The sequence below is a fragment of the Marinifilum sp. N1E240 genome (assembly GCF_009295825.1).
In the GTDB taxonomy this organism is placed as follows: Bacteria; Bacteroidota; Bacteroidia; order Bacteroidales; family Marinifilaceae; genus Marinifilum_A; species Marinifilum_A sediminis.
In genome coordinates this window covers 91,524-118,187 of the sequence record NZ_WHKF01000002.1, presented here as the reverse complement: position 1 = coordinate 118,187, position 26,664 = coordinate 91,524, and the positions used below count along the sequence as shown (strand labels likewise).

The following is a 26,664-nucleotide window of genomic DNA, read 5'->3' as shown; positions in this document are numbered from 1 at the left end:
CCTTTCTACTTTTCTACTTTTCTACTTTTCTACCTTTAATACTGAGGCAATAAAAATGACACATTCACGCCACCTTCGCTTCTATTTTCCACATCCACCTTGGCTTTGTGAAGATCCATAACCAATTTAACCACAACCAAACCTGGGGTAAATCTTTTAAAGTTTTTGCTGTCCTCATCTTTTTTGAGTTCATAAAATCGGAAGGTATAGTTCACCTCACCATCAGCAAAATGAGCACCACTATCCTGAACAAAAACTTTTATTTTATTCCCTTGTAGTTCTGCTCCAATATTAATTTCGGATTTAGATGGGGCGTTGGTAATGGCGTTTTCAAGAATTTTTTCCATGCAAATTTCAAGCAATCGCTCATCCCCTTTCACAATAAAGTTTTTAGGAATATCTACTTTAAGCTTTACCTTACGTTCCGAGATTAATGGTTTTAGCTTCTCTGAACTGAGCTTAACAATTTCGGTAACAGGGATACCCAAAACCTTCATTTCGTAACGATCAAAACGCAAGGCTGATAACAACAAAGCGATATCCGAAATACCAATCAACTTCTCACAAGCTTGCTTTATGAATCGAACGTATTTCAAATTCGTTTTATTCTTAATGGCATATTCAAGCATATCGGCAAAGCCAACAATCCCATTTAAAGGTTCGCGTAGCTCTGTTGACATTAAGGATAGGAAATCATTTTTCGACTCTTCCAATGTTGACAACTGGCGATTGGCTTCCTCCAAATTCTTATTTGAATCCTCCAATTCCATCGTTCTGGCAGCAACTCTCTCTTCCAGCTGCAGGTTCATGAATTTTAAAGCTTCATTCTTGTGTTTTAGATCCAGATGTGTATCTACACGTGCTATCAGCTCTTGTGCATTAAATGGCTTGGTGACATAATCCTGAGCTCCAATATCGAAACCTTTGATAATATCCTCGCTATCAACCTTAGCGGTAAGAAAAATTACTGGAATATCCTTTGTTTTATCTTTCGATTTAAGATACTCACAGACTTCATAGCCATCCATTTCCGGCATCATAATATCCAAAAGAATCAAATCGAAACTATGTGTTACACACAGCATAATTGCATCTTTACCATTTAAGGCGTAATGTACTTCATAAGATTTGTTGGAAAGAATAGCTTGTAAAACCTTTATGTTATCAGGAATATCATCAACTATTAGAATACGGTTTTTCTTCATCGCCGCTTAATTATTTGTAGTAGATTAGTTTTATTGTGTAAAAGAATTTGGTAACGATTAAATTGAATACATACACCAAATTAAAGTCTAAATATAACATATAAATTCAAACTATAAAGAATAAAAAGGAAAAAGCTACTGCTGATGCGACTATGACTTACAAAATGGAAGCAAAATCATAGAAAATAAAGGCACAAATAAGAAAAATAGAACTGCTTTGAAAAAATGAGCTACAAAGTGCTTTCAAATCTAAGTTAAATTGATTGCAATGATTAAGCAATCGTTTTCGATGGTAAAACATAGATATATTTACACTTAGAAATAAAATTGGCAAACTTGACAGCTTGACAGTAGAAATTATTTTAATACATTTGTAAGATCATTACACTACTATTACAATTTTTTAAAATGGAAAATTTACCTAAAGAGATAGCTGAAGCTATCAAAAGCGGCTTAGAAGACAATCAATTGATTCAAATGGCTCAGGATCTGCTAGATCGTGGTGACCAGGAAAATGCCGCAAAAGTTTTGGATTTCTGTTTCTAAGATCCAATCCAGTTTACAAAAACAAAAGCCAAAAGAAATTCTTTCTTTTGGCTTTTGTTTTTTTTTAACCACTCCACTCACCCCTTACTCCCCTATAGGGGAAATCTTCCTATAAAGCATACTCTGATCTTACCAATTGAGATTTGGATTTTGGAACTTTGCATATTGGAGATTTCTCCTTTATACTTTATACTTGGTACTTTTTACTTTGAAACTTTCTCCTTTATACTTGGTACTTTATACCTTGGTATTTGAACTTGTAAAGCAGGCGGCAAAAGTCAATCAGTCCAATGGTCAAACGGTCAAACGGTCGAATGGTCGAATGGTCAAAAAAAAGAACACTCAGATCTTACCATTTGGAATTTGATTTTTGAAACTTTATACTTTATACTTTAGATTTTGTTTTTTGGGATTTGGAACTTTGCATATTGGAGATTTCTCCTTTATACTTGGTACTTTTTACTTTGAAACTTTATACTTTATACTTTATACTTTATACTTTGGATTTTGGGATTTGAAATTTTGGACTTTGGACTTTAACACTACACATGAACATGCATATTTCCATGACCAACAGTTCATTTTTAACGACATATGTCGATTATTTTAAATTTACTTAACATTTTGCTTGGAGGGAATAAAGATTTTTTTCTACATTTAATATAGAATTACAATACAGCTGTTTTAATTCTTACTTCGCCGGTTGATTTTTAATCGAATCAATAGGTAGAACTCAATCATCTCACAGATTTACATTCCTTGTGTTTTTAGTACTGGGATAACTAGATAAAAACAGAGGGAAGCGATAGATCTTTACTACTTAAATCACTTTACTTGTTAACTTCTAAATTTTATTTCTACAAAAATTAGAGACAATTAAAACAGCTTTTCTTTTTATTAAAACCGCACAGGACCCATAAGATCCAAGAAGACCTTCAAACAGAATGTTCTATCTCAATTGGTAGTAACAGCTGTAAATTCGAGACAACCTATGTTTGGGAGCGTTTAAAACCTTTCCAAACCAGGATTCTCACTTGCCATTGAACAAGAACAAACTGTTCGGAAGGTTTTCTTATTGCCTGGCACAATTTACCTAGAGCCTGGGAGAGGTTTCATTTTACTCCGCATAAGTTAGCTGGTACTTATTTAAGGACAAACCAGCTCCAGCGAAGGACAAGCTTCTCTCAGATCGATTTAAAAATTGCTCCGAACAGCTTTGCCAAGTCTTCGAACAGGAGAACGCCTGCTTGGGAAGAGACAAAGCAGGTTCAGATCCAAACAAGCAGCTTCTAGCAGAGCTTAGCAAATGATTCTGCCTTGCAAAGCCGAACTTTTTATGTCCTGTCTAAAACTAAATGTTATGAATAAAGAATTCATCAACCAAAGAGAAATGCACAGAACATTTCTAGATTTCCATACCAATCACGAAAGCACATTGGATGTGATACCTGTAATCAAAGAAATTTTTGACATACAAGTGGCTAATATCGCAACTTTTGAGCAATTGTGGGAAATCATTAATAAGAAAACCACTGGTAGCACGCTAACCAAACACAACATCAAAAAAAGTGCTGCCGAACAATTGAACCAGGTCAATTTGTTGTTCTACAACTACTGTTTAAAAACGAATCAGCTTACCGATATTTCCAAGCTAAAAGGCTCTGTATCCAGCTATACCAATTTGGGTGATGAACAATTCATAACCCGACTGGAATACAGCTGTCAGTTTGGGGATGATCTAGGTGAACAGCTAGCAGAAACAGCTGTAACAGCAGAAGAGCTAGCAGATTTAAAAACCCTCTGCGCTTCCTATATTGCAGCATCTCCTCGACCCAAAGAGATACAAAGTTCTGTGAAAATTGCCAATAAGAAGATCAAAAAGGTGGCTGCAGACATCATTCATACCAATAAAACCCGATTGGATGCCGTAATGGAATCTTTCTTTGCCAATGCCAATCCAGATTTGTATCAAGCCTATCTGGAAGCCACTCATGTGGAAAAAACCTATACCCGCAAAACGGCGGTTAGTGGTAGTATTTTCGACAAGGAAAGTAAGCTTCCCGTACCTCAGGCGCACATTCTTATCGAAGAGGCTGGTATCGATCATCTCTGCCAGGGTGAAAAAGGGGGTTTCCGAATTAAAAATCTGGAGCCTGGTACCTACCAAATCGAAATACAAGCGGTGACCTACAAAAGCATTAGTATGGAGCTGGTGCATCGCTATGGGGAAACCAATGTGTTGAACCTGGAAATGGAAAGCGAATGACGAATTGTGATGGCTAGATTAGGAATGAAAAGAGGCATGCTTTTGTCTCTTTTCTTCTATAACAATAAAGTCCAACAGTCGAAAAGTCAAATGGTCGAAGGGTCCAAGATGGAAAGTAGAATGGTAGAAGAGTAGAAAAGTTAAAAAGTAGAATGGTAGAAAAGTGGAAAAGTGGAATGGTTAAAAAGTCGAAGGTGGAAAAGTAGAATAGTAGAAGAGTAGAAAAGTAGAAAGGTCAAAAAGTAGAATAGTATAAAAGTAGAATGGTAGAAAAGTCCAAAAGTAAAAGGTGGAAAAGTAGAATAGTGGAAAAGTTCAAAAGTCAAAGAGTCGAAGAGTAAAAAAATAGAAAGTAGAAGAGTAAAAGGCTTGAAAGTTATGGCAGATTAGTGATTACCGCCTACTAATTCAATTGAAAGGGGCGTTTTTTGTGCTTTGCTCTGTTTTGAAGTAGCCGGCAGGGATCAGTCTTCAGCTGCTAGCTAGCAATAGTACTGCATTCAATCTATTTGTCATTACGAAGAAGCGATAGCAAATGAAGTAATCTGTTGAAAGCTTATAGTGTCTCTATTTTGACTTTGCACTGCCGTATGCGAGTAGATTGCTTCGTTCCCGAATTTTCGGGACAGGCTGTACCTCCTCGCAATGACAGGCAAGGATGTTCGACATTTAGCTTTTCTGCCTTAAAATCCAAAACATGAAAAACCCAAAGAATTCACTTCTTTGGGTTTTTCGATATATTACTTCGACCCCACAAAGAGATACTCTCATGTGGGATGGTACGCCGAATGCATTTAATACATTTTTGAAATTTGCGCACTAAGTTTTTCCCTATACAGTCTGCACTCCTCTTCATTTTTAGGTTCAGGTGCCCAAGAAGCAAACTCTACACCAACACCTGGAACATAAGGTCCTTCCTTTAACTCATAAATTACTGAACCCGATTCTTCTACCAAAATGGTATGCCAAATTCCAGCTGGGATTTCAACTCCATATTCTCCATTAATCGGATTTAACTCTCTTACCTCAGTAATTTCACCAATATCATTAAAAAATAAAGTTTTTACTTTTCCCCTTAATAATAAGAATATCTCCACTTTCTCAGGATGTCTGTGTGGAGGCAAATAAGTATCAGGCTCTATTGCATTCAACATTCTTTGCAATACCTCTTCCCCATTAGCATGAAAATTGTAGTTCATTCGCTTTCGCGAATTCTCAATTGCCTTCTTGCTAACTTGATCTAATAAATCTGAATTAATGTATTTCACCTAACTAATTTCTTAATAAAACTATTTCCTGTATTAATTTTCTATAACTACTATTTATGCCAATTGGTGCAAATGAAAATATTTTCGTTTAATAAAAACATAACTCATAGCTAAAATAACCAACGAACCAATAACAGATACGCCAACAGTCATCACAGAATAATCTGATTTCAATAGATAAATAGCAAATCCATTCATAATCAACTGAATAAGGGCGTAAGCCGTAGACACCATTAAATGAGGAATTTTTGCCTCATTTGCCAAAATCTGGTACAAATGCTTGCGGTGGGCTTGAAAAATATTTTCCTTCAATATCAAACGATGAATGATGGTTAGAACAGAATCCACACCATAAACACCCAATAATAAAACCGGAACAAGAGATGGTTCTGTTAATAACAATTTCCCGATCATGAAAAGAAGAATAAATGCCATAGCAATTGATCCAACATCTCCAGCGAAACATTTGGCTTTTTTCCTGAAATTGTAAAAATTAAAAACCAAAAGACTCAATCCAGTACAGTAAATCAAATCGTTCTCCAAAAAATTAACATGGTAATTGTTGATCATCCATAATCCACCTAGAACAGATAAACTATACACCCCAGTGATCCCATTGATTCCATCCATAAAATTATAAGCATTGGTTATGCCTATAAACAAAATAAAGGCAAGAATAATCCAATACCATGGAAGCTCAAACAATGCCAATTGGTAGAATAACATCCCCATAGATAACAAGTGAACAGAGAGTCGTAATTTATTTGACAAAGTCAAAACATCATCCAAAAAGCTAATTAGCGTAATCAAGCTTAAACCAACAAAAAACCAGGAATATTGAAAACCAGAATAAACGAAAAATGATAAAGCACCAAAATAAAAAATAATTCCTCCTCCACGCAAGGTTATCGAGGTGTGAGAACTTCTTTGGTTGGGTTTGTCAATGATGTTAAAATGATCTGCAAGTTTAAAATAGATTTGTATGATTGAGACTAAAACAATCAGAGTAATGAAATATTGCATTATTGGTATTCTTTAATTTAATAAATTATTAGTGTTTTGCTTCGAAAGAAGTTTATATCAAAAAAAATTGTTGAACAAATAATTCTATTTTGACAAACTAGAAAATGATTCTATTGTCTTGATCAAACCTTCCCTTGCAGAAACAGGCAAATTTCTCTCTAATACTTTCTTTATTTTATCGTTTGAAACCACATAATTCTCTGTAAGTTTCACTAGGCGTTCTTCCGTCAAAGGAAGTTTTAAGCGAGTTCCAAATTTAGCTAAACGGACTATAAATGTTTCCGGCAAATTCCATATTTTGGATTTCTTACCTAAAGTATTTGAAATGATAGAGATTAATTCATTGGTCGATAAGGATTCATCATCAGACAACTGATATATACCAGAATCAATATCTCTATTAATGAATTCCTTAAACACAAAACAAAGATTTTCAACACTCAAAAATGACCTTTTATTCTCAAAAGCACCAAGTGGATATGGAATTCCTGATTTTGCAAAACGATACAACAAGTTTAAGTTCCCTTTATTACCAGGACCATGTATCATACAAGGGCGCAGAATAAAGAACGATTTTTCAGTTGGCAATTTTTTTGACAGTAAATACTCTTCCGCTTTTATTTTTGAACGACCATAAGCCGTAATCGGGGCAGGTTTTACTTCCTCTGTTAAAAACGCCCCTTGAACAACATCCGCTACCGCCTTAACTGAACTCATTAAAAAAAACTTTGAGCAGTTCGTAGTCAAAAACCAATCGTAAATTTGCTTTGTCAATCCATAGTTAATGTCAAAATAGGCTTGTTCATCAGAAGTTTTCTTTAAATCATGAGCTTTTCCTGCTAAGTGAATAACAATATCAATATCTCTAATCTCTTCTAAACTATTCCATGAATAAATCTTCTCAACACCTACAATTTCTTTAAAGACAATATCCAAACCATATAACTTGAAGACGGATTGGTTATTAAAATATTTAACAAGATTTTGACCTACAAAACCAGAAATACCAGTAATTAGTAACTTTTTTTTATTCATACAAACCTATTGTTTTATCAATTACTGTATTTATAGAAAAATCTCTCTCGGCAAGCTTCCTTGAAGATAATCCCATAGATTCTCGTAAGGTAGAATCCATTAATAATTGCAAAATACGCTTTGCTAACAAGTCCACGTTTTTCATAGGAATTAAATATCCATTAACGCCCTCTCCTACGCACTCTTTGCAGCCAGGAGCATTTGTTGTAACAATAGGACGCCCAATAGCACAAGCCTCAATAAGAGACTTAGGCAAACCTTCTCTATAAGATGGTAATACGACAATATCGGCTTTAATATATTCGGAAATCATATCACTATTATATCCCTTCCATTCAACACCACAATCCCTTTCCCAATCTCTTAGCTGACGGCTTGAAACACTACTTCGGTTTTGAGAGTCATTGTCACCTACTAAAATAAATCTAACATCAGATGTATGCTCTCTAACTTTTTTAGCTGCTAAACAAAATTCTTCAACACCTTTTGTGTATAGCATGCGAGCAGGAAACAGAACAGTTAAATAATCCTTACTAATAGGAGACATATATTTATAAGTATTGGAAATATCAACACCAGATCCTTTGATAAGACATACAGCAGATTTATTATTCAAAATCCCCATATCATTAAACACTTTTAAATCATCTGGATTTTGAAATATTGTTTTAGTTTTATTATGGAAACCAAATCTCAATATTCTTGAAAAGATACGCTGTTTAAATGTCACCTTATCCGTTGTAAAAACATATCCTAAGCCACTCACTGCATTTATAGTAATACAATTTCGCAAAAATCGTGTGGCAATACCTCCATAACAGCATGTTTTTAAAGCGACGTTATGCACCACATCAGGTTTATGTTTCAATATCAACTTAAATATAGAAACAAATGTTCTTAACTCATTAAAAGGATTAGTGCCTGATCGTTGTAATGGTATTGGAATATAATTTAAACCACGCGCTTTTATCTCATTTCCTTTACCCGTCTCCCCTGCTAATATGGTTACTTCATAGCCTTTCGATTTAGCAGCCAAAGCAATAGGCAAACGATGGGATAAGAAAAACCAATCAACATTTACAATTATAAATAAACTTTTTCCCATTATAATAATATCATCTTTATAATTTTTTTAAACAAAAGGATAAATCACAGTACACACTTAAATTCTATTTAACTCCTTTGCTTCTATACTTTATATATTCCCAAAATGTAGGATGGGAATAAATTACTGAATCAACATCGTCTTTATGCACAAATTTGATATTCTTTTCCTGAATATCAGTAAGTGCACATTTTATTAGTGGAACAGCCTTAGCAATTTGTAAATATGGATAGGTATTAAAATTATCATCTGATGTAACCTCAATAACATCTTGATATAAGACTCCTCCCGTGTCGATACCTTCGTCAACCATATGTACAGTTACTCCACAATTGCCTTTATCACCGTTAACTAAGGCCCAATATCCACCATGAACACCTCTATATTCCGGAGTTATTCCTGTATGAGTATTAATAAAAATTGCTTTTGTGCAAGACAATACTTTCTTCGATATTATTCTAGTTCCATTTACTATTACTACATCAGGTTGCTCTTCAATTAATATTTTTATTGTATCATTATCATTAATTGAGTCTACTTTTACAAATAAATCAGTAGGATAATTGTCCACTGATAATCCATAGTTTCGTTTAATTTCCTCAATTCTACAAGATGAACCAAAAAGAATAAATTTATTGTAAATAGAAAATAATATTTGACCTATTACTTTAATAAATCCTAATTTTTTAATCCTCCTTTTCAAAAATATGTTTTTAGGAACAGCTGTATCTTCAACAATTTTACTTATCTCAAAAACATTTTCCAATGCGTTATAAACTATTTTAGAAGAATCACCATCTCCCACTAGCATTAGTATTTTCATATTATTTTTCAAGACAAACTTCCCCCATATTTAACGATACCATATTATATTTTTCGTTAAGATCAACATAATGAAGTAATATTTTTTCTAAAAAAACAAAATTAGCGTCCATATTCATTCCGAAATTATGAGGGTGCCACCACAAATGAAACAATTCATTTTTTCTTGCTGCGTTAGTCATTTGTCGTTTTATCCTCCTCAATCTTATTTTTTCTAAAAAGAATAATTTATTTGATACAGGTCTTAAAAAACGACTAGATGGAATATTTAAAGGACCTTCATTTTTTTTCTTTTCTAATTGACAGGTATTGTAACCAGTAATATTTATGTAAGAATCTATTAATCTGAAAATTCTCTTTAAAACATTATTCATTCTACTATTATATAACCAATTATCCTCATTACCCCTATAAGAAGAAATATTCATTTTTCTAAGAACATCTATATAATCACAATTAACCTGGTTTCTAGGCAAAACAATACTTTTAATATCAATATTATATTTGCGCTTCACCCAATCAATATTAGCTCCCAAATCCGCTTTAAATGTATTTTTATCTTGCCCCGCCTCCAAACAATAATAATGTGAAAAAGTATGAGATGCTACCTCCTGATAATCGGTATTTATTATTTCTTTAATTATTTCATTTGCAAAATGATACTTATATAGTAAATCATTTCCTTTGGCATAAGAATAAGGATCTAGACATTTATTATAGTAAAGTGGAAGCACATGAGGTATATTTTCAATTAATTCTTTTTTATTATCAAATAGTAAAAAACCGACCGTTGCCCAAGTCGTATGAATTTTATATTTACTAAATAAATTCAAAAGTCTAAAGCAAATAGTATCAACATTATCTAAATTAGTTTTATAGTCTGATATTTTACTGTGATCACGTATCCCCCAATATTTTTCAAAATCAAGAGAAATTACAAATTTTCCATTCTTCATTTAAACATACCTATTTAGCTACATACCATTAAAAACAATTATTAATCATACAATTCCATTTCAACCACAATCATAAAAAGTAATTAATTGTGTAACTTATCAATAAAGAATCTGAACTCTGTCTCATAAGCTTCATAGTGGAACTTATCAAAATCCGAGCACGTGTTTTTCATTTCTAATATTTTTCCCTTATCCTGATTGATTGCATTTGCTAAAGATTCATCTAATTTTTCATCAGAACAAATTGACAATAAATAACCAATCTCTCCAATGCTAAAATATTCACAGATATTACTCGAGTCATTTGTTAGTACTGGAGTACCACAAGCAATAGATTCTACAAATTTAGTTGGAAATCCAGCTGAATTTAACAAATTATTACTCCTCAAAAAAATAGTATAATCTGATTTTTTTATTTTAGATATAACTTCACCATGCGATTTTCTCCCTTCGAAAAATATATTTTCTTTAATATTTTCAGGAATTGAATCCAATCCAAAATATTCTATATACTCAGATTGAGTCAATCCTATCATCGTAAATTTAAAATCTCTTACACGATTTTTAATTCTAGCTAAAGCCAATAAAATAAAATCTAGTCTATCCTTTTGTCCATGAGAAAGTGAACCAACATAAATTAATTCACAAAGCTTGGTTGGCTTAAAATCAACAGTTTCCCATTTTTTATTTTTTTTATCCACAAGAGGAGGTAACCTTACTACGCACTCCTTTTTATAAAAATCCTGAAGATACTGACTAATAGCTATAACGCCATCTACTTGCCTATGCAAATAATGCATTCTAACATACGAATCAAAACCTTTGATAATTTTAAAAAACAAATTACCTTCAGGGAAATACCATTCAGTAACATCCGTAATTAGTTTAATGTTATTGTATTTACAATATTTTATTAATTTCCATAAAGAAACTGCTGGATAATTATATGCAACAATAATATCAACATTATTATTTAATTCAGTCCTAATTGTCTCTTTAATAAACTTTATACTTGTAATAAAATTGAACCATTCTTGTTTTGAATTAGGATATTTTTGTGATTTTGATTTGTATTCTAGACCTTCGAATATTTCAGCCTTAAACAATTTATTATGGCATTCATCAGTCTTTTCCACATCAATATAAAAAATCTCATAACCTAATTTAGAAAATAATTTTCCATTGTTAATTACCCTTTGAGCGGCAGCATTTTTATCAGGTAAGTTAAACCCTCCAACATATAATACAGATTTGTCCTTTTTCATAAACTACTTATTTTCACTCCAAACTATTCTATTGATATAATCCGTATAGGATAAAATGATTCTTACTACTTTATCCGAAACATTTGGCATAGAATAATCGGACACAGGTCTTAGGTCTCGTTCATTACCTCTTTTTTGGGTATCAATTATAGACAAGCCCTGCATGATTCGTTCGGGATTTAATCCAACCATCATAACCGAAGCTTCTTCCATCGCTTCAGGACGTTCGTGAGCCTCACGAATGTTCAAAGCAGGAAAATTCATAATAGAAGATTCCTCAGAAATGGTTCCACTATCCGAAAGGACTGCCTTAGCATTCTTCTGCAAATGATTGTAATCGTGAAAACCCAACGGCTTCATCAATTGGATCAAAGTATTAAACTCAACACCGGTTTCGTTAATTTTATTCCGAGTACGCGGGTGAGTGGAAACAATAATTGGCAATTGATATTTATCAGCAACAGCATTTAGGGTTTCCACTAATTTCAGAAAGTTATCGGAATTGATGTTCTCCTCACGATGAGCGGAAACTAAAAAATATTCTCCTTCTTTTAATTTTAATCTTGACAACACATCCGATTTATCTATTTGCTCTTGATAAGCATGAACGACTTCATAAATAGGTGAACCCGTTTTAATAACACGATCTGCTGACAAACCTTCTCGTAACAAATATTCACGTGCAATAGAACTATAAGTTAAATTAATATCTGAAATATGATCTACAATCTTACGATTGGTTTCCTCAGGTACTCTCTGATCAAAACAACGATTTCCTGCTTCCATGTGGAAAATTGGAATTTTACGTTTCTTAGCAGCAATGGCACACAAACATGAATTTGTATCTCCTAAAACTAAAAAAGCATCTGGTTGAATTTCTTCCAATACCGGATCAATATTCATTAATATTTTACCGGCAGTAACTGTAGCATTCCCTCCTGCGGCATTTAGAAAACGATCCGGTTTCCTCAGTCCCAAATTTTGAAAAAAGACCTCATTCAGCTCATAGTCATAATTCTGACCTGTATGTACCAATATATGCTCAATACTTGCAGTAGCATCCAATTTTAACAACACTCTTGACAAACGGATAATTTCCGGACGAGTTCCTACTACTGTAACAACTTTCAATTTATTCATTTCCATTCTTTTTTTTAAACCGACATAGAGAAGTCAATTACACCTCCAAATAAAATGTATCAGGAGATTTCGGATCAAATGGCTCGTTTACCCACATCACCGTAACCATATCAGACTCTCCTAAATTTTCAATATTGTGTGTATACCCAACAGGTATATCCACTACCTCTAACTTATCTCCAGATACAAAATACTCATGTATCTGCTTTTCATCTATTTTTCGGAAGCGGATCACACCTTTACCACTAACTACCAAAAACTTTTCATTTTTAGTATGATGCCAGTGATTCCCTTTCACAATTCCTGGTTTCGAAATATTTACAGAAACCTGTCCCCTGTCCTCACTTCTTAATATTTCTGTGAACGAACCGCGGTTGTCCACATTCATTTTTAACGGATAAGAGAACTCTTCAGTAGGGAGATAGCTTAGATAAGTAGAGTATAATTTTTTGGCAAAAGAATCATTCATATTTGCCACGGACAGATCATTACGGCTATTTTTAAAGGAGTGTAGCAAATCAACAATCTCTCCCAAGCATACTGAATGTGTAACAGGTACAATACAAAACTCACCATCTCTAGTTTCTTTACCTTCCAAAGCGTGAATTAATTCCTTAATCAAATCATCGATATATACCAAAGTCATTTGATATGATCTATCCGAGACGGTAATTTCCAAACCGTGCGCTATATTGTGACAAAATGTAGCAACAGCAGAGTTGTAATTAGGCTTACACCATTTTCCAAATACATTTGGAAAGCGATATACCAATACTTTAGCTCCTGTTTCATTAGCGTATTGGAATATTACATCCTCACCAGCTTTTTTTGATTTGCCATAAGGATTATCTATTGCTGCCTGAGTAGATGAAGAAATCATTACCGGACAAACATTTTTATGCTTTTTTAAAGAATTCAATAGCTGGCTCGCAAAGTCACAATTGCCCACCATAAATTCAGTTTCATTCACTGGACGATTAATACCTGCCAAATTAAAAATGAAAGTAGCCTCCTTGCAATATTGATCCAATAGTTTTTCATCAGTATCAATATCACACTCCAACAGTTCGAAATTTGGATCAAGAGTATAGGTTTTATCCTTTCCTTCCTGAATATTTTTCAATTGAGCAATTAAATTTTTACCAATAAACCCCTTCGCTCCTGTTATTAAAATCTTCATAGTATCTTGAATTAAATTTTTACAGGCTCACTCTTCTCATCCTGTATGTCCTCACAAATAAAATCTAATTTTAACAGCAAGTTTTTCATACCTTCCACATCTAAAGCACTGGTATTATGGGAATGATAATCTACAATTTTAGATAACTCTTCGTCTCCTTCCTTGAAATATTTATCGTAGTTTAAATCACGTGTATCGCAAGGAATTCGAAAATAGTTTCCCATATCTATAGATTTCGCCATTTCTTCTCGAGTCACTAAAGTTTCATATAACTTTTCACCATGACGAGTTCCAATTGTCTTCACCTCCGTATCTGCATTGTATAACTGCTTCAAGGCTTCCGCTAATACAGATAAGGTTGCAGCGGGAGCTTTCTGTACAAACAAATCGCCATTCTCCCCATTTTGAAATGCATAAATAACCAAATCAACAGCATCATTCAAAGTCATCATGAAACGAGTCATGTTAGGATCTGTAATTGTAATTGAGTTTCCATCTTTGATTTGATCCACCCATAATGGAATCACAGAACCTCTACTTGCCATTACATTACCATAACGAGTACAACAAATAGTTGTTTTTGCATCAGTTCCCAATGCTCTCCCGCTAGCAATGGCTACCTTCTCCATCATAGCTTTACTAATTCCCATCGCATTAATAGGATAAGCCGCTTTATCTGTTGATAAAACCACCACATTTTTCACCCCATATGCAATAGCTGACTGAATTACGTTATCGGTTCCTTCAACATTTGTTTTAACTGCTTGCATAGGGAAGAACTCACAAGATGGAACTTGTTTCAATGCAGCTGCTGCAAATACATAATCCACACCTATCATTGCCAAGTCAACCGAACGACGATCTCTAACGTCTCCTATATAAAACTTCACCTTGGGATTTTTTAGTCTATGACGCATATCATCCTGCTTTTTCTCATCACGTGAGAAAATTCGAATTTCTTTTATATCTGAATCTAGAAATCGACTTAAGACTGCGTTACCAAATGAACCAGTACCTCCAGTTATTAATAATGTTTTATTTTTAAACATAACTTTTAATATTCATTTTTTTAATTATAAATCTAAAAAAATCTAAGATTATATTCGGAAAATATTTATAAAGAAAATTTATTGTTTGTAACCTTAAACTCATTTTTTTATTCTGCAAAGGAACATCTTTCCAACAAGAAAGTGATTTGTAAAATAAATACCTATCTTTCATCGGATGAGTACAATTAATATCCCAAGGTCTGTTAAAGAAAGCCGATAAATAATGTATAATTACAGGCTTACTAATTGCTTCCTGAATAATTCCTGTACTATAATATTCATCCATATTTAAAAAACGGTTTCTTTTATATGTAAAGAATCCACTCATCAAATTATATTTGGGGTGTATTATCTTAATTCTTCCTTTACAAACCTCATTAACAACACCTTCACTAAGAACTGGGGGATTGCCTTTATGTCTCGCTATACATTCAATAAATTTTTGCTCAATATTTTGTTTCCTAAATTCTTTTAAATTTATAAGAACGACACCATCATTAATAAATTTATCCGATTTACTAAGATTTAATTGTTTTTTTGCATCGACGGTATATGTTTCAACACCAGCAAGCAAGTTGTTAGATAATTCAATTCCCCAAAATTCAGATATGGAGCTATTGATTATTGTATCGCTATCTATGTATAAAATTTTATCAATACCTTCAATTCTTGAGAAAAACAACTTTGCATATATAGTTTCAATGTGACGCCCAAGTGCATTAATTTTTAAATTGAAGCATATGTCATAAAAAGGGATTACAATAAGTTTCCTTTTATAAGAATTAACAATTTCATTAAGTTTAAATAGATTACTTGAACTCACATCTTTTTCAATAAAATAAATATTTATTGTTTCAACTTCTTTACTATTTTCAAGTAAAGAAATTAGAGATATTCCAGTATGTTGAATGTAAGCATCGTTGCAAGAGTAAGCTATATTCATTTATTTAGAAGTTAAGATTAGTTTTAATATAGAATTTGGTAGTTACATAAAACACTAATTTAATTAGTATAAATACTGACTATCAAACATTTTTTCACGCAAAATAGATTCTTCTTTTGTCAAAATGGAGGAATACGGTAAATATCTGTTGTAATTAGATATTCCCGAAATATCCGCAAAATACTGACCCTTTAATTTAAGAACAAGAAACAGTACCATAATAAAAGTAACTTTTAAATTTATTGATTTATTTGAATAACGAGTATATATAGTTAGACCTATTAAATCCGTAAATGCTAATAATAAAAAAGGAAAAAAGAATTGAATATACCTAACAAATATTTGAACATTAATAGAAAAAATCGACATTAGAATACATAAAATAATTAAAAATTCATAATCTAGTCTTTTATTTTTTATTTTTTTTAATCTTACAACCGCCAAATATGGTAATAATACATTTGAAATTACTGTAGTAATGACACCAAATATATTTAGCACCTGTCCTGAATATTGAGAATTCAAATATAATTCACTCTTCCTTATAAGACTTTTTGAAACAGCAATCTTTTCAAAAATAAATTTAATATTTTCACCTATAATAATTGAAAGAATAATTGCAATAAATAGATAAAAGATCCCGTATTTAGTCATTTTCAATTTTGTTAAAAACGGGATAATTAAAAGTATAATTGCTGATACATGCATCATAATTGCTAAAACACAGAATATATAATACATAATCCATTTCTTCTGTCTCAAATAATCATATGAGCCAAGAAATATTGCAATAGCCATAGAAGCTCGCATTACTTCAAAATTAAAACTTACATATAAAGTTAAATAATATAACAGAATTGCTGTAAATACGTATTTTGTGTGTTTTTTAAAAAAATTTACGATTATTAAATTAACAAAGACAGCATGAATAATCTGTAAAACAAAAAAATCAGGTGAAATTGTTTTTGCAAAAACTTCAATAATAAAATATAATGGGGCATGTGGAGAGAAAATAATATCTTGATAAGTTAAGATATCAAAGGTTGGAATGTATTCATAGTACTTCATGTACTGCATCGTATCTAATCCAATTCTATAACGAAACCCAGAGAGAATTATGAGAAGAAAAGACGCAAAATATATACTAAATTTTCTTCCCCTTACCTGCTTAGAAACATCAAACTTAAAAGTGAATAGTAATAACACACAAAGTACAACGAGATAGACCATTAGTTTATAGGCATTTATATATGTTTGAATATTCTTGAGCTACTTTTTTTGTAGAGAAAAATTCGCAGGCAACTTCTCTGCAATTTATTGAAAGTTTTTCTTTTGATATAATTAAATTATTTATCTCCTTTAGATTCATATTGTCAAGAACCAACCCAGTATTGTATTTTTCTATTATTTCCTTTGCTCCAAGTACATTTGAGTTTGTAACAATAGGTAATCCCATTGCTAGATATTCTGCTGATTTTATGCTCATACGTATATCTTTTTTTGTCATTATGTTTAGACCAAAATCCGTAATTGCTAAGTTGTTGGGCATTTCGTCCAAATCGCAGGAAATCGCAATATACTCTTCTTCTCTAATACCATAAAGGTTAAATGAGTTTTTAAGTTGAGCAATATTTAAGGTAATAAATAGAAATCGGTGTTTTATATTTAGCATTCTTAATTGAATGATGAACTCTGCATATGTGTTAGGATCGTTCCATGAATTGTTTAAACTACCTGAATAACAAAATACTATCTCGTCATTCCCAATTCCTAACTGACTTCTTAGTCGTTTCTTTGTTTCCTTGTCTGGTCTAAATTTATTAGTATCTACATTATTTGGAATTTCTACAAACTCAGTATTATATTTTGCTTTTTTAAAATGATCAGTATAGGTACGAGTAATAGAGACAGTAACATTAGCATTGTTTAAATATATTTTTTCAATATATTTCCAAATATTATATGTTATTCTCTCCTTTCCAGATATTAATTGTTCCTCTGGAAAGCTTGATCTTGGATCAAAAACTATTTTTGCTGACGACAATTTTTTAATTGCAATTGACGCCAGTGTAATAGGATAAGAACGACAATGTAAAATAGAAATCTTTTTTATGATTTTGTAAAATAGTAGAATAGGAAAACTTTGCAAGAATACAAAAGGAAATATGTACCACTTTCCCGAAGACAAGCCCAATCTTGGGATCTTAAAGCAAGGTACTTGTATTAAGGATATATTACTTTGTTTTAAAATTGAAATAGTTTTTTTTATTTTCTCTTTTTGAGAAAACATTTTATAGAATGGCTGAAATGCAACAATACAAATATTGTCTTGCGGTTCTATTCTTTGTTTTTCAATTAATACATCATATACCTGACTTCTAATTATTGCAGAATTTAAATTCTCACACCAAATTGTATATGCTATGTTAGCCATTGAATTTTCTTATTTTTAAAATTTTCTAATGAGTCTTTTAATCTTTAGCTCGTAAAATTGAAGTCTATATTTTGAGGACAAATTATCATTTTATTCAAAAATGCTTTATTAAACGAATAATCTTTGCCATTATCGATGGCACATTTTAATTACTTGATAAATCAATTCCTTCCCAAATTTCTTTCCACATTTTTGAATTGCTATTTATCAATTCGTCATGTTTCGATTGTAATAGATCTCTTTCCTGATTGTTGTTATTGGGATCTAATAATGAAATAATTTTGCTGATTAAAATATCGTATTCATTATTTATGTCTACAATATTTGAATCAATACCAAAATCACCAAATAATAATTCATATTTGTGACTCCAACTAGTTGCAATACAAGGTACACATTGACTTAATGCACTAGCAACACCATGATACCTAGATGATATAACAAGATAAGAATTACCTATTACACCTTTAATTTCTTTTGCATTTAAGTTATTAACGATCTCTACTTTTTTAGTTAATCGATTATTGATATTTCTACATACTTTTAAATCCTTAATCCCCTCATGATTTAATATAAAGACATGTTTACCCTTGTTTTGTATTTCCGTAATTACCTTCTCAAAAAGTTCATAATATTCGAGTTTACTTATATTTGTTTGAGAATACATTTTTCTATTTGGAATAATACAAACCGCATCTTCCAAGTGACTGTATTTTCGAGGGGTTATACCTTTAGTTGGGAATGTAAAATCTGGATAAACAAGTATTCTTTTTGGATCAACATTTTCATTTAACAAGAATTCTTTTGACACATTATCACGCGCAACAATCAGGTCTACATAATTATTTAAAATTTCTACAGTTTTTTTACTATTTGGTAAATTAAATGGTCCAAATGCTTGAGGTAGAAATATAATTTTTGTCCCATTCTCCTTTAATTTCCTATAATATTTCTCTAACAATTCAATATATTTATCTGAATATTTCCATTGATCACCATACCTAAATCCACCGGCATCTATAACCAAATCAATATTTTTTTCAGCAAAAAGGTCAGTAAAAAAATGATATGGTAATTTTAAACGATTAATAATTTCTCTTATGTAAGGTCCATATATTAATCTTTGTCTTAAAGAGATTCTAACTTTAAGATTTGTTTTAATATATTTCAAGTTTGTTGTAAATGAATTTAATGTTACTCTTGAAGTTGGCATTTTATGTTCTATTTCTTCAAGTATTGAATAAAGCATTAATTCTGCACCTTTATTCTCTGTGCCTGTTCCGTCAATCTGAATTTTCATATTTAATTGTATTTGATTACTGATTTCACATCGTTTTTAACAGATGGTACTCCAAAATTAGGTGCCGCATAACTCACTGATATTGTTCTAACGAATTGTTCCCAGTTTTTAAAGGTTAAAAAAAATTCTTTAGCCTCATTTTGTTTGTAGAAATATCTGACCGACTGCCTTATTAAGATAATACCGGATTAACAATCGCTGTTTACTTAATACCAAAAATTTACTATAGGTAATACTGCTTTTTATTCTCTCACTATTAAAATATTGATTAAGTATACCAAAATTCCATATAACCATATATGAATCATAGATTTTATAATTACATAAACTTGGTTTGAGATATCATTTTGTTTTTAACAGTTTAACTTTTAATAATTTAATCATTTCCTTTTCAAAATAAAGTATTACAATCAAATAAAATAGGAAATAAAAAATACTAATTACGATCCAATTCATATTAGGACAAATAAATTTCAATATAAATATTAATATTGAACTAATACTAACAGATAGAACGGCTCCTTTGACAGCTAAAATAATCTCAATTAATTTTATTTTAATGTGTTTTTTTAAAAATATAAGTGCTACAATCACCAAACTAATTTTATTTACCAGTATAGCTATTGTCGCACCTAACAATCCCCATCCTATAATACCAAAATATAAACCAGGTATTAAAATAAAAAGTGTTATTCCCAGTATAATCTTAAACTCTAGTCCAGGGTATCCAAGTCCGCGTAACAAAGATGCAAAAGAATTAATTATTAAATGAATCATAACCGCGATTGATAAAACCCTTAGAGGGAGGACTGCATCTCCCCAATTAGTCCCAAATATATCTAAAATCATTTCCTTTCCAAAAAGGACAAAAAAGAACATAATAGGATAAATCATGATTGCATTTATATTAACAATCATCAAAAAATAGCTTTTAAGTTTACTTTTATTTTTCTGTAGTTGTCCAAATACAGGATACATTACTTTATTTAAAATAGAACTTATAGCTTGTCGAAGCGTTTCCGTTAATGAAAAGGCTAAAGTATATACACCTAAAGAACTTGCTCCCAATAATTTCCCAATAATTAAATTATCTGCATTGTACGTAATCGTGCTAAAAACAGATGTTCCGGTCGAATAAACACTAAAACCAATTATTTCTTTAAAATAACTTTTAATCCATTCTAATTTTGGAATCCAACGTGTAGTGAGAAATAATAAAGGAACAGTAAGAACTGATATTATCGCATTATTTAAAACCAAAGCCCAAACTCCAAACCCAATATAAGCAGTATATAAACCAACAAACCCAGCAATCAAAGCTGCACTATTATTAATAAGGGCTAATTTTTTAAAGTTCATTGAACGAGTTAGAATAACCGTGTGTATTAAATTGAGTGGTTTTAACAAAATGCCAAGACTTAACACTGGGATTAATTGAAGGAGAAGTGGTTCGTTATAAAATGAAGCGGCAATTGGTCCTATACCAAAGCACATTAATAAATATAATCCTACTCCCCAAATTAATCCTGACCAAAATGCCGTATTGAATAATCGTTCTGCATCCTGATTTTCTTTTTTCTGAATTAGGGCGGCTCCCATGCCAAGCTCGGATGCAGCAAAAACTACCCCGATAAAAATAGTTGTCATTCCAACTAATCCAAAGTCTTTAGGTAAAATTAGTTTTGCTAATACTAATTTGACAAGAAAGCGAAACGTAAAACTGAATGCAAATTCAAAACTAGCCCATTTTATTCCTTTAAATATAATTTTTGCTTTCAAATTATTATGGTTTATTTAGTTGTCTACTCGTTTTTTGATTCCGTAACGTTGCAAAATTTGAACACTTTTAATATATGCAGCAATAAATATGATATTTCAGATGCCTTAATGAAAAAAATATAATTTTTGAATACATTCTTCTAATTTCACCATGTATAATATTCACATATTGCCCTACTAAAAACTTAAACATACTTGTTGGAGGAATCGAAGTATCACTTTTATAGCTTCATCAATTAAATTTTTAACACTTCCAACCTTCGCAGGTAATGTACTTGAATATTACAACTAGAAAGCATCTAAACTTTTAATATATCAGAACTAAATCTTGCATAACATAGTACTTTTTTTATCCTTATCTGTGAGCACGAAATCATTGATTATTTTGCTAGACTCACCAACGACAACCTTAACAGCAATGCTTCTATCAAACTACCAAACAACTACGTTCTATTCATAGCTACAGTTGTATCCTTATCACAAAGGAAACTCTTATTGTCTCTTATAAATATTTTAAACATACTTCTTGTTTAACTAAATCACCCTTTATACATGGCTTCATAATACTGCTCATATTCTCCAGAAGTAATACTATCCATCCACTCTTTATTCTCTAAATACCACTTCACAGTTTTTTCAATCCCTTCTTCAAATTGTAAAGTAGGCTCCCACCCTAATTCTTTTTTTAATTTAGTTGCATCAATTGCATAACGTACATCGTGTCCTGCACGATCAGTTACATAAGTAATTAATTTTTCAGAAGTTCCTTTTTTACGACCTAACAAGCGATCGGTTGTTGCGATCAATACTTTAATTAAGTCTATATTCTTCCATTCGTTAAAACCACCAATATTGTAAGTATCCCCTAATTTACCTTTATGAAAAATAACATCAATAGCACGTGCGTGGTCGTTTACAAATAACCAATCGCGTACATTTTCACCTTTTCCGTAGACGGGTAATGGCTTGTCATTGCATATATTGTTGATAAAAAGCGGAATTAATTTTTCTGGAAACTGGTAAGAACCGTAGTTATTCGAGCAATTGGATATTACTGTTGGTAATCCAAATGTATCTTGAAAAGCACGTACAAAATGATCAGAAGAAGCTTTTGATGCCGAATAGGGTGAGTGTGGATCATAAGAAGTTCCTTCAGTAAAGAAGCCTTCATCTCCTAAAGAGCCATACACCTCGTCGGTTGAAACATGATAAAACAATTTATCCTCAAAATTGCCATCCCATACGTGCTTTGCCGCTTGCAATAAAGATAAAGTTCCCATCACATTGGTTTGTGCAAAAGAAAAAGGATCTTTAATAGATCTGTCCACATGCGACTCTGCAGCCAAATGAATTACGCCTTCAACCTGATAATCAATAAATATTTTCTGAATCTTTTCAAAATCACAGATGTCGCACTTTACGAATTCGTAGTTTGGCTTGTCTTCTACATCTTTTAGATTTGCCAAATTTCCAGCATAAGTCAAAACATCAATATTGATGATTTTATACTCAGGATATTTGTTCACCAATAAACGAACCAAGTGAGAACCGATAAATCCGGCGCCGCCGGTGACTAGTATATTTTTCATTTTTTTAAAATTGCTAAACTGTATTTTTTTAAATTGCTAGGAATTAGTTTACTCTATTCTTCAAATTTTTCTGTCTTTAATATATCAATGCAATCACAAAGAGAATCGCCCCAGTATGGAATTTGAATTCCGAAATCTGCTTTAATCTTCGATTTATTCAAAACAGAATAGTGAGGACGAGCGGCTGGTGTCGGATAATCTTTACTTTCAATCGGATTAACCTGACAGTCTACCTCTCCCATTATCATAATAGACTTGGCAAAATCGTACCAGGAAGCAGCACCCTCATTGGAAAAATGATAAACCTTTCCTTGAGTATCCAAACGTTCCGATTTGGAAAGAATCTCTAAACAGGCCTGAGCCAAATCTCTGGCGTAAGTCGGCGTACCCACCTGATCGCAGATCACTCCTAAGCTTTCTCTTTCAGCACCTAAACGCAGCATGGTTTTTACAAAATTATTTCCATAAATAGAATACAACCATGAAGTTCTTATTAAAATAGAATTCGAAGCCGAATAAATGACTTGTAATTCACCTGCTCTTTTTGTTTTGCCATAAACACCCAAAGGGGAGACGGGCATTTTTTCGGAATAAGGGATATGAGAAGTACCATCGAAAACATAGTCGGTAGAGATGTGAATCAACTTTAAATGTTGATTTTCTGCAACAGCAACTAAATTTTCTACAGCCTTAGCGTTAACCAATTCTGCAAGTACACCATCCTTTTCAGCCTTATCAACCGCAGTATAAGCAGCACAATTAACGATGCCTTTAATGTTATTTTCTATTACAAATTGAGTCAACAAGTTTTTCTTGCAAATGTCCAATTCAGGTAAATCAGAATATACAAATTCAAAATTCGTATATTCAGAAGCTAAGGCTTTAATTTCAGAGCCTAACTGCCCGTTTGAACCAGTAATTAATACTTTCATTTTATTTAAGGATAAAGTAAACAAAGGTAAGGCTAGATCAATGCTGATTTTTCAATGAAAAATGGATTTTCTGTTTCTGCTAAAGCCTTTAACTCTTTGTCTTTTCCCGAAAGTTGTATTTCCTCAACTGCAATTTGCCAATCAACTGCAATTTCTTCATCGTTCCAAGCAATACCAGAATCATAATTGGGTGCATACCAATTGTCTACCTTGTAAGCAAAAATTGCTTTTTCGCTTAACACAACAAAACCATGAGCAAAACCTCTTGGCACAAACAACTGTCGTTTGTTTTCGCCTGTTAGGCTTACGGCAACGTATTTTTTGTAGGTTGCTGAACCTTCTCGCAAATCTACTGCAACATCTAAAACTTCACCTTCTACGCAACGAACTAGTTTCGCCTGATTAAAAGGAGGTTTTTGAAAATGCAATCCACGCAATATGCCTCTTGATGATTTTGATTCATTGTCCTGAACAAAATTAACTGCGCCTATATTTTCTTCAAACTCTTTCTGATTAAAAGATTCGAAAAAGTAACCTCTTTCATCACCAAATACATTTGGTTCTAGTATGATGACCTCGGGTATATCTGTAGGTATAAAATTCATAGTTTTCTTGTTTAACCACTTACTAATTCAAAATATCTTTAAAAAAAGTAACCACTAAATACACAAATGCACACAATTTTTTAAAGTGTCGTTTTTTTAAAGAAGATGAACAGAATTTAATTTGTGAAAATCTGAGAAATTTATGGTTAAAACTATTTTTCAGATTACTTGTTTTCAACTAGATTCAATAAATATTGACCGTAGCCGTTCTTCTTCAAAGGCTCAGCTAATTTTAGTACTTGATCCGCATCAATATAACCCATGTTATAGGCAATTTCCTCTAAGCAAGCTACTTTTAAGCCTTGTCGGGTTTCAATAGTTTCGACAAATCGACTTGCATCCAAAAGTGATTCATGGGTTCCGGTATCTAACCAGGCAAATCCACGTCCCATCAATTCAACACTCAAATTGTCTTTATCTAAATAGTCCTGATTGACTGTTGTAATTTCCAACTCTCCCCGTTTCGAAGGCTTGATATTTTTTGCAACTTCGATCACAGAATTGGGGTAGAAATAAAGCCCTACAACCGCATAATTCGACTTTGGCTGTTCGGGTTTCTCCTCAATAGTCGTTACAGCTCCATCTTCGTTAAAAGTACAAACACCATATCGTTCAGGATCATTAACCCAGTAACCAAACACAGAAGCTTTCTTCTCTTCAGACACTTTATTCACGGCATTTTTCAACAATCCTGAAAATCCGTGCCCATAAAAGATATTATCTCCCAGTACCAAACACACATCATCATCTCCAATAAATTCTTCACCAATCAAAAAGGCCTGTGCTAATCCATCTGGGCTTGGTTGTTCCTTATATTCCAACTTCAGTCCAAAATCCTCACCTGTTCCCAAAAGTTTTTCGAAATTCGGAAGATCTTCGGGTGTCGAAATAATCAAGATCTCTTTAATACCTGCCAACATTAAAACAGATAATGGATAATAGATCATTGGTTTATCGTAAATAGGCAATAACTGTTTAGAAACTCCTTTGGTAATGGGATATAGTCTTGTTCCGCTTCCTCCTGCTAGTATGATACCTTTCATTGATGTTATATTGTTAATCGTTTATATTTTATAGTAATGAGTATAGGAATATTGATATTACCATAGATTTATGGCTAACTTAAGTTTTTCCAATACCATTCTGTAGCTTCCTGAATCCCCTCTTTTATTGAAAATTTAGGATCATAACCAAGCAATGTACGCCCCTTTTCAATGGAAGCCAAAGAGTGAGGAATGTCTCCTGCACGTGTAGGTCCATGAATAATTTCAACATTTGCAATGTCTGAATCGAAAGTAGAAAGGTTTCTTTTTAAAACATCAATTAATTCCTGTATATCGGTGCGCTCTCCAAACGCAACGTTGAAAACTTCAGACAAAGTTTCATCTGTTCGCGAATCAACCGAATGTTTTTGATAATAAAGCTGCGCTTTATCGCGAATTAAATCGGTTGGTGTAATGGCAGCTAATTGATTGGCTTGTATCACGTTGTCAATGTAGGTAAAGTCACGAGAAAAAGTACCGTCTCCATTGATCACCGGTGATTCATGATCCATTAACTTCTTTACAAACAAAGGAATGACGGCAGCATAAGCGCCATTCGGATCCTGGCGTCTGCCAAAAACATTGAAATAACGCAAACCGATAGTTTCAATGCCATATAAATCGCTAAAATTCTTAGCATAAAGCTCATCCACATACTTAGTAATGGCGTAAGGCGAAAGGGCAACTCCAATCTTGTGCTCCACTTTTGGCAGTACTTTTGAGTCGCCATAAGTAGAAGAAGAGGCAGCATAAACAAAGCGCTTTACTCCTGCCTCTTTAGCAGCAAACAGAATCTTGACAAAACCACCAATATTCACATCTGTAGCAGTCATTGGGTCAACAATAGAACGTGGCACAGAACCTAGAGCTGCCTGGTGCAGCACATAGTCCACACCTACTACTGCTTTTTGGCAATCCTCGTAATTCCGTATGTCCCCTTCAATAAGAGTAAAGTTAGGCTTGCTAAGGAATGGTTCTATATTATGGCGATGCCCCGTCATAAAATTATCCAGGCAAACGACTTCATTATTTTGTTCAAGGAGCGCTTCGCATAGGTTGGAACCGATAAAACCGGCGCCTCCAGTTACTAAAACCTTTGAATTATTTATTGTTCTTTCCATTCTGTCTCTAATATTGCTATAAATTGCCCGCCTCCCGATAGCTATCGGGAGGCGATCT

General features: G+C 32.5%; 23 protein-coding genes. 2 read left to right on the top strand and 21 right to left on the bottom strand.

Features of this window, described 5'->3' with window-relative positions; translation table 11 throughout:
- Positions 1-35 precede the first annotated feature (35 nt).
- Complete coding sequence (locus GCQ56_RS05550) at positions 36-1,205, bottom strand: hybrid sensor histidine kinase/response regulator (RefSeq protein WP_152733422.1); 1,170 nt, start codon at positions 1,203-1,205, stop codon at positions 36-38.
- Between the two features lie 408 nt (positions 1,206-1,613).
- On the opposite strand from GCQ56_RS05550, the gene GCQ56_RS20245 reads away from it, so the two are divergent.
- The gene (locus tag GCQ56_RS20245; RefSeq protein WP_193323719.1) at positions 1,614-1,751 is read left to right on the top strand and encodes a hypothetical protein; all 138 of its coding nucleotides are present in this window, start codon (positions 1,614-1,616) and stop codon (positions 1,749-1,751) included.
- 1,360 nt (positions 1,752-3,111) lie between these two features.
- Positions 3,112-4,017: a carboxypeptidase-like regulatory domain-containing protein gene (locus GCQ56_RS05545; protein WP_193323718.1), complete on the top strand. Its 906-nt coding sequence runs from the start codon at positions 3,112-3,114 to the stop codon at positions 4,015-4,017.
- 794 nt (positions 4,018-4,811) lie between these two features.
- On the opposite strand, the gene GCQ56_RS05540 is transcribed toward GCQ56_RS05545, so the two are convergent.
- The 20 genes from GCQ56_RS05540 to GCQ56_RS05445 all read right to left on the bottom strand — a co-directional run bounded on the left by GCQ56_RS05540 (position 4,812) and on the right by GCQ56_RS05445 (position 26,606).
- Positions 4,812-5,285, bottom strand: a complete 474-nt coding sequence (locus GCQ56_RS05540; RefSeq protein WP_299993431.1) for a WbuC family cupin fold metalloprotein — start codon at positions 5,283-5,285, stop codon at positions 4,812-4,814.
- Positions 5,286-5,339: 54 nt separating this feature from the next.
- Positions 5,340-6,308 carry a glycosyltransferase family 4 protein gene (locus GCQ56_RS05535; RefSeq protein WP_152733420.1) on the bottom strand — a complete coding sequence of 323 codons (969 nt, stop codon included), beginning with the start codon at positions 6,306-6,308 and terminating at the stop codon, positions 5,340-5,342.
- Positions 6,309-6,392: 84 nt separating this feature from the next.
- Complete coding sequence (locus GCQ56_RS05530) at positions 6,393-7,343, bottom strand: NAD-dependent epimerase/dehydratase family protein (protein ID WP_152733419.1); 951 nt, start codon at positions 7,341-7,343, stop codon at positions 6,393-6,395.
- The gene (locus tag GCQ56_RS05525) at positions 7,336-8,448 is read right to left on the bottom strand and encodes a glycosyltransferase family 4 protein (RefSeq protein WP_152733418.1); all 1,113 of its coding nucleotides are present in this window, start codon (positions 8,446-8,448) and stop codon (positions 7,336-7,338) included. The genes GCQ56_RS05530 and GCQ56_RS05525 overlap by 8 nt, the downstream gene beginning before the upstream one ends.
- 64 nt (positions 8,449-8,512) lie before the next feature.
- Positions 8,513-9,271 (bottom strand): formyl transferase, encoded by a 759-nt coding sequence (locus tag GCQ56_RS05520; protein WP_227006012.1) that lies wholly within the window; start codon positions 9,269-9,271, stop codon positions 8,513-8,515.
- A gap of 1 nt (position 9,272) precedes the next feature.
- A complete protein-coding gene (locus GCQ56_RS05515; RefSeq protein WP_152733416.1) occupies positions 9,273-10,226 on the bottom strand; it encodes a polysaccharide deacetylase family protein in 954 nt (317 codons plus the stop codon).
- A gap of 83 nt (positions 10,227-10,309) precedes the next feature.
- Entirely contained in the window at positions 10,310-11,491 is a 1,182-nt protein-coding gene (locus GCQ56_RS05510; protein WP_152733415.1) for a glycosyltransferase, read from the bottom strand.
- A gap of 3 nt (positions 11,492-11,494) precedes the next feature.
- Positions 11,495-12,631: a non-hydrolyzing UDP-N-acetylglucosamine 2-epimerase gene (wecB, locus tag GCQ56_RS05505; protein ID WP_152733414.1), complete on the bottom strand. Its 1,137-nt coding sequence runs from the start codon at positions 12,629-12,631 to the stop codon at positions 11,495-11,497.
- Positions 12,632-12,668: 37 nt separating this feature from the next.
- A complete protein-coding gene (locus GCQ56_RS05500) occupies positions 12,669-13,811 on the bottom strand; it encodes a capsular polysaccharide biosynthesis protein CapF (protein ID WP_152733413.1) in 1,143 nt (380 codons plus the stop codon).
- An 11-nt stretch (positions 13,812-13,822) separates the two neighbouring features.
- Complete coding sequence (locus tag GCQ56_RS05495) at positions 13,823-14,860, bottom strand: polysaccharide biosynthesis protein (protein WP_152733412.1); 1,038 nt, start codon at positions 14,858-14,860, stop codon at positions 13,823-13,825.
- A complete protein-coding gene (locus GCQ56_RS05490) occupies positions 14,853-15,803 on the bottom strand; it encodes a glycosyltransferase family 8 protein (protein ID WP_152733411.1) in 951 nt (316 codons plus the stop codon). Before GCQ56_RS05490 ends, GCQ56_RS05495 begins: the two co-directional genes overlap by 8 nt.
- A 63-nt stretch (positions 15,804-15,866) precedes the next feature.
- Positions 15,867-17,033, bottom strand: coding sequence for an EpsG family protein (locus tag GCQ56_RS05485; protein ID WP_152733410.1), 1,167 nt, complete (start codon positions 17,031-17,033; stop codon positions 15,867-15,869).
- Between the two features lie 4 nt (positions 17,034-17,037).
- Positions 17,038-18,237: a hypothetical protein gene (locus GCQ56_RS05480; protein ID WP_152733409.1), complete on the bottom strand. Its 1,200-nt coding sequence runs from the start codon at positions 18,235-18,237 to the stop codon at positions 17,038-17,040.
- A 145-nt stretch (positions 18,238-18,382) separates the two neighbouring features.
- Complete coding sequence (locus GCQ56_RS05475; protein WP_152733408.1) at positions 18,383-19,537, bottom strand: polysaccharide pyruvyl transferase family protein; 1,155 nt, start codon at positions 19,535-19,537, stop codon at positions 18,383-18,385.
- Positions 19,538-19,879: 342 nt separating this feature from the next.
- The gene (locus tag GCQ56_RS05470; protein WP_152733407.1) at positions 19,880-21,316 is read right to left on the bottom strand and encodes a lipopolysaccharide biosynthesis protein; all 1,437 of its coding nucleotides are present in this window, start codon (positions 21,314-21,316) and stop codon (positions 19,880-19,882) included.
- Positions 21,317-21,855: 539 nt separating this feature from the next.
- Positions 21,856-22,905, bottom strand: coding sequence for a dTDP-glucose 4,6-dehydratase (gene rfbB / locus GCQ56_RS05465; protein WP_152733406.1), 1,050 nt, complete (start codon positions 22,903-22,905; stop codon positions 21,856-21,858).
- 53 nt (positions 22,906-22,958) lie between these two features.
- Positions 22,959-23,837 (bottom strand): dTDP-4-dehydrorhamnose reductase, encoded by an 879-nt coding sequence (rfbD, locus tag GCQ56_RS05460; protein WP_152733405.1) that lies wholly within the window; start codon positions 23,835-23,837, stop codon positions 22,959-22,961.
- Between the two features lie 32 nt (positions 23,838-23,869).
- The gene (gene rfbC, locus GCQ56_RS05455) at positions 23,870-24,442 is read right to left on the bottom strand and encodes a dTDP-4-dehydrorhamnose 3,5-epimerase (protein WP_152733404.1); all 573 of its coding nucleotides are present in this window, start codon (positions 24,440-24,442) and stop codon (positions 23,870-23,872) included.
- A gap of 164 nt (positions 24,443-24,606) precedes the next feature.
- Positions 24,607-25,485 carry a glucose-1-phosphate thymidylyltransferase RfbA gene (gene rfbA, locus GCQ56_RS05450; protein WP_152733403.1) on the bottom strand — a complete coding sequence of 293 codons (879 nt, stop codon included), beginning with the start codon at positions 25,483-25,485 and terminating at the stop codon, positions 24,607-24,609.
- 74 nt (positions 25,486-25,559) lie between these two features.
- Positions 25,560-26,606: an SDR family oxidoreductase gene (locus tag GCQ56_RS05445; protein WP_152733402.1), complete on the bottom strand. Its 1,047-nt coding sequence runs from the start codon at positions 26,604-26,606 to the stop codon at positions 25,560-25,562.
- Between the last annotated feature and the right edge of the window lie 58 nt (positions 26,607-26,664).

Coding starts and splice junctions, on each gene's coding strand:
- GCQ56_RS05550 (WP_152733422.1), bottom strand. CDS start 1,205: ATGAAGAAAAACCGTATTCTAATAGTTGATGATATTCCTGATAACATA.
- GCQ56_RS20245 (WP_193323719.1), top strand. CDS start 1,614: ATGGAAAATTTACCTAAAGAGATAGCTGAAGCTATCAAAAGCGGCTTA.
- GCQ56_RS05545 (WP_193323718.1), top strand. CDS start 3,112: ATGAATAAAGAATTCATCAACCAAAGAGAAATGCACAGAACATTTCTA.
- GCQ56_RS05535 (WP_152733420.1), bottom strand. CDS start 6,308: ATGCAATATTTCATTACTCTGATTGTTTTAGTCTCAATCATACAAATC.
- GCQ56_RS05530 (WP_152733419.1), bottom strand. CDS start 7,343: ATGAATAAAAAAAAGTTACTAATTACTGGTATTTCTGGTTTTGTAGGT.
- GCQ56_RS05525 (WP_152733418.1), bottom strand. CDS start 8,448: ATGGGAAAAAGTTTATTTATAATTGTAAATGTTGATTGGTTTTTCTTA.
- GCQ56_RS05520 (WP_227006012.1), bottom strand. CDS start 9,271: ATGAAAATACTAATGCTAGTGGGAGATGGTGATTCTTCTAAAATAGTT.
- GCQ56_RS05515 (WP_152733416.1), bottom strand. CDS start 10,226: ATGAAGAATGGAAAATTTGTAATTTCTCTTGATTTTGAAAAATATTGG.
- GCQ56_RS05510 (WP_152733415.1), bottom strand. CDS start 11,491: ATGAAAAAGGACAAATCTGTATTATATGTTGGAGGGTTTAACTTACCT.
- wecB (WP_152733414.1), bottom strand. CDS start 12,631: ATGAATAAATTGAAAGTTGTTACAGTAGTAGGAACTCGTCCGGAAATT.
- GCQ56_RS05500 (WP_152733413.1), bottom strand. CDS start 13,811: ATGAAGATTTTAATAACAGGAGCGAAGGGGTTTATTGGTAAAAATTTA.
- GCQ56_RS05495 (WP_152733412.1), bottom strand. CDS start 14,860: ATGTTTAAAAATAAAACATTATTAATAACTGGAGGTACTGGTTCATTT.
- GCQ56_RS05490 (WP_152733411.1), bottom strand. CDS start 15,803: ATGAATATAGCTTACTCTTGCAACGATGCTTACATTCAACATACTGGA.
- GCQ56_RS05485 (WP_152733410.1), bottom strand. CDS start 17,033: ATGGTCTATCTCGTTGTACTTTGTGTGTTATTACTATTCACTTTTAAG.
- GCQ56_RS05480 (WP_152733409.1), bottom strand. CDS start 18,237: ATGGCTAACATAGCATATACAATTTGGTGTGAGAATTTAAATTCTGCA.
- GCQ56_RS05475 (WP_152733408.1), bottom strand. CDS start 19,537: ATGAAAATTCAGATTGACGGAACAGGCACAGAGAATAAAGGTGCAGAA.
- rfbB (WP_152733406.1), bottom strand. CDS start 22,905: ATGAAAAATATACTAGTCACCGGCGGCGCCGGATTTATCGGTTCTCAC.
- rfbD (WP_152733405.1), bottom strand. CDS start 23,837: ATGAAAGTATTAATTACTGGTTCAAACGGGCAGTTAGGCTCTGAAATT.
- rfbC (WP_152733404.1), bottom strand. CDS start 24,442: ATGAATTTTATACCTACAGATATACCCGAGGTCATCATACTAGAACCA.
- rfbA (WP_152733403.1), bottom strand. CDS start 25,485: ATGAAAGGTATCATACTAGCAGGAGGAAGCGGAACAAGACTATATCCC.
- GCQ56_RS05445 (WP_152733402.1), bottom strand. CDS start 26,606: ATGGAAAGAACAATAAATAATTCAAAGGTTTTAGTAACTGGAGGCGCC.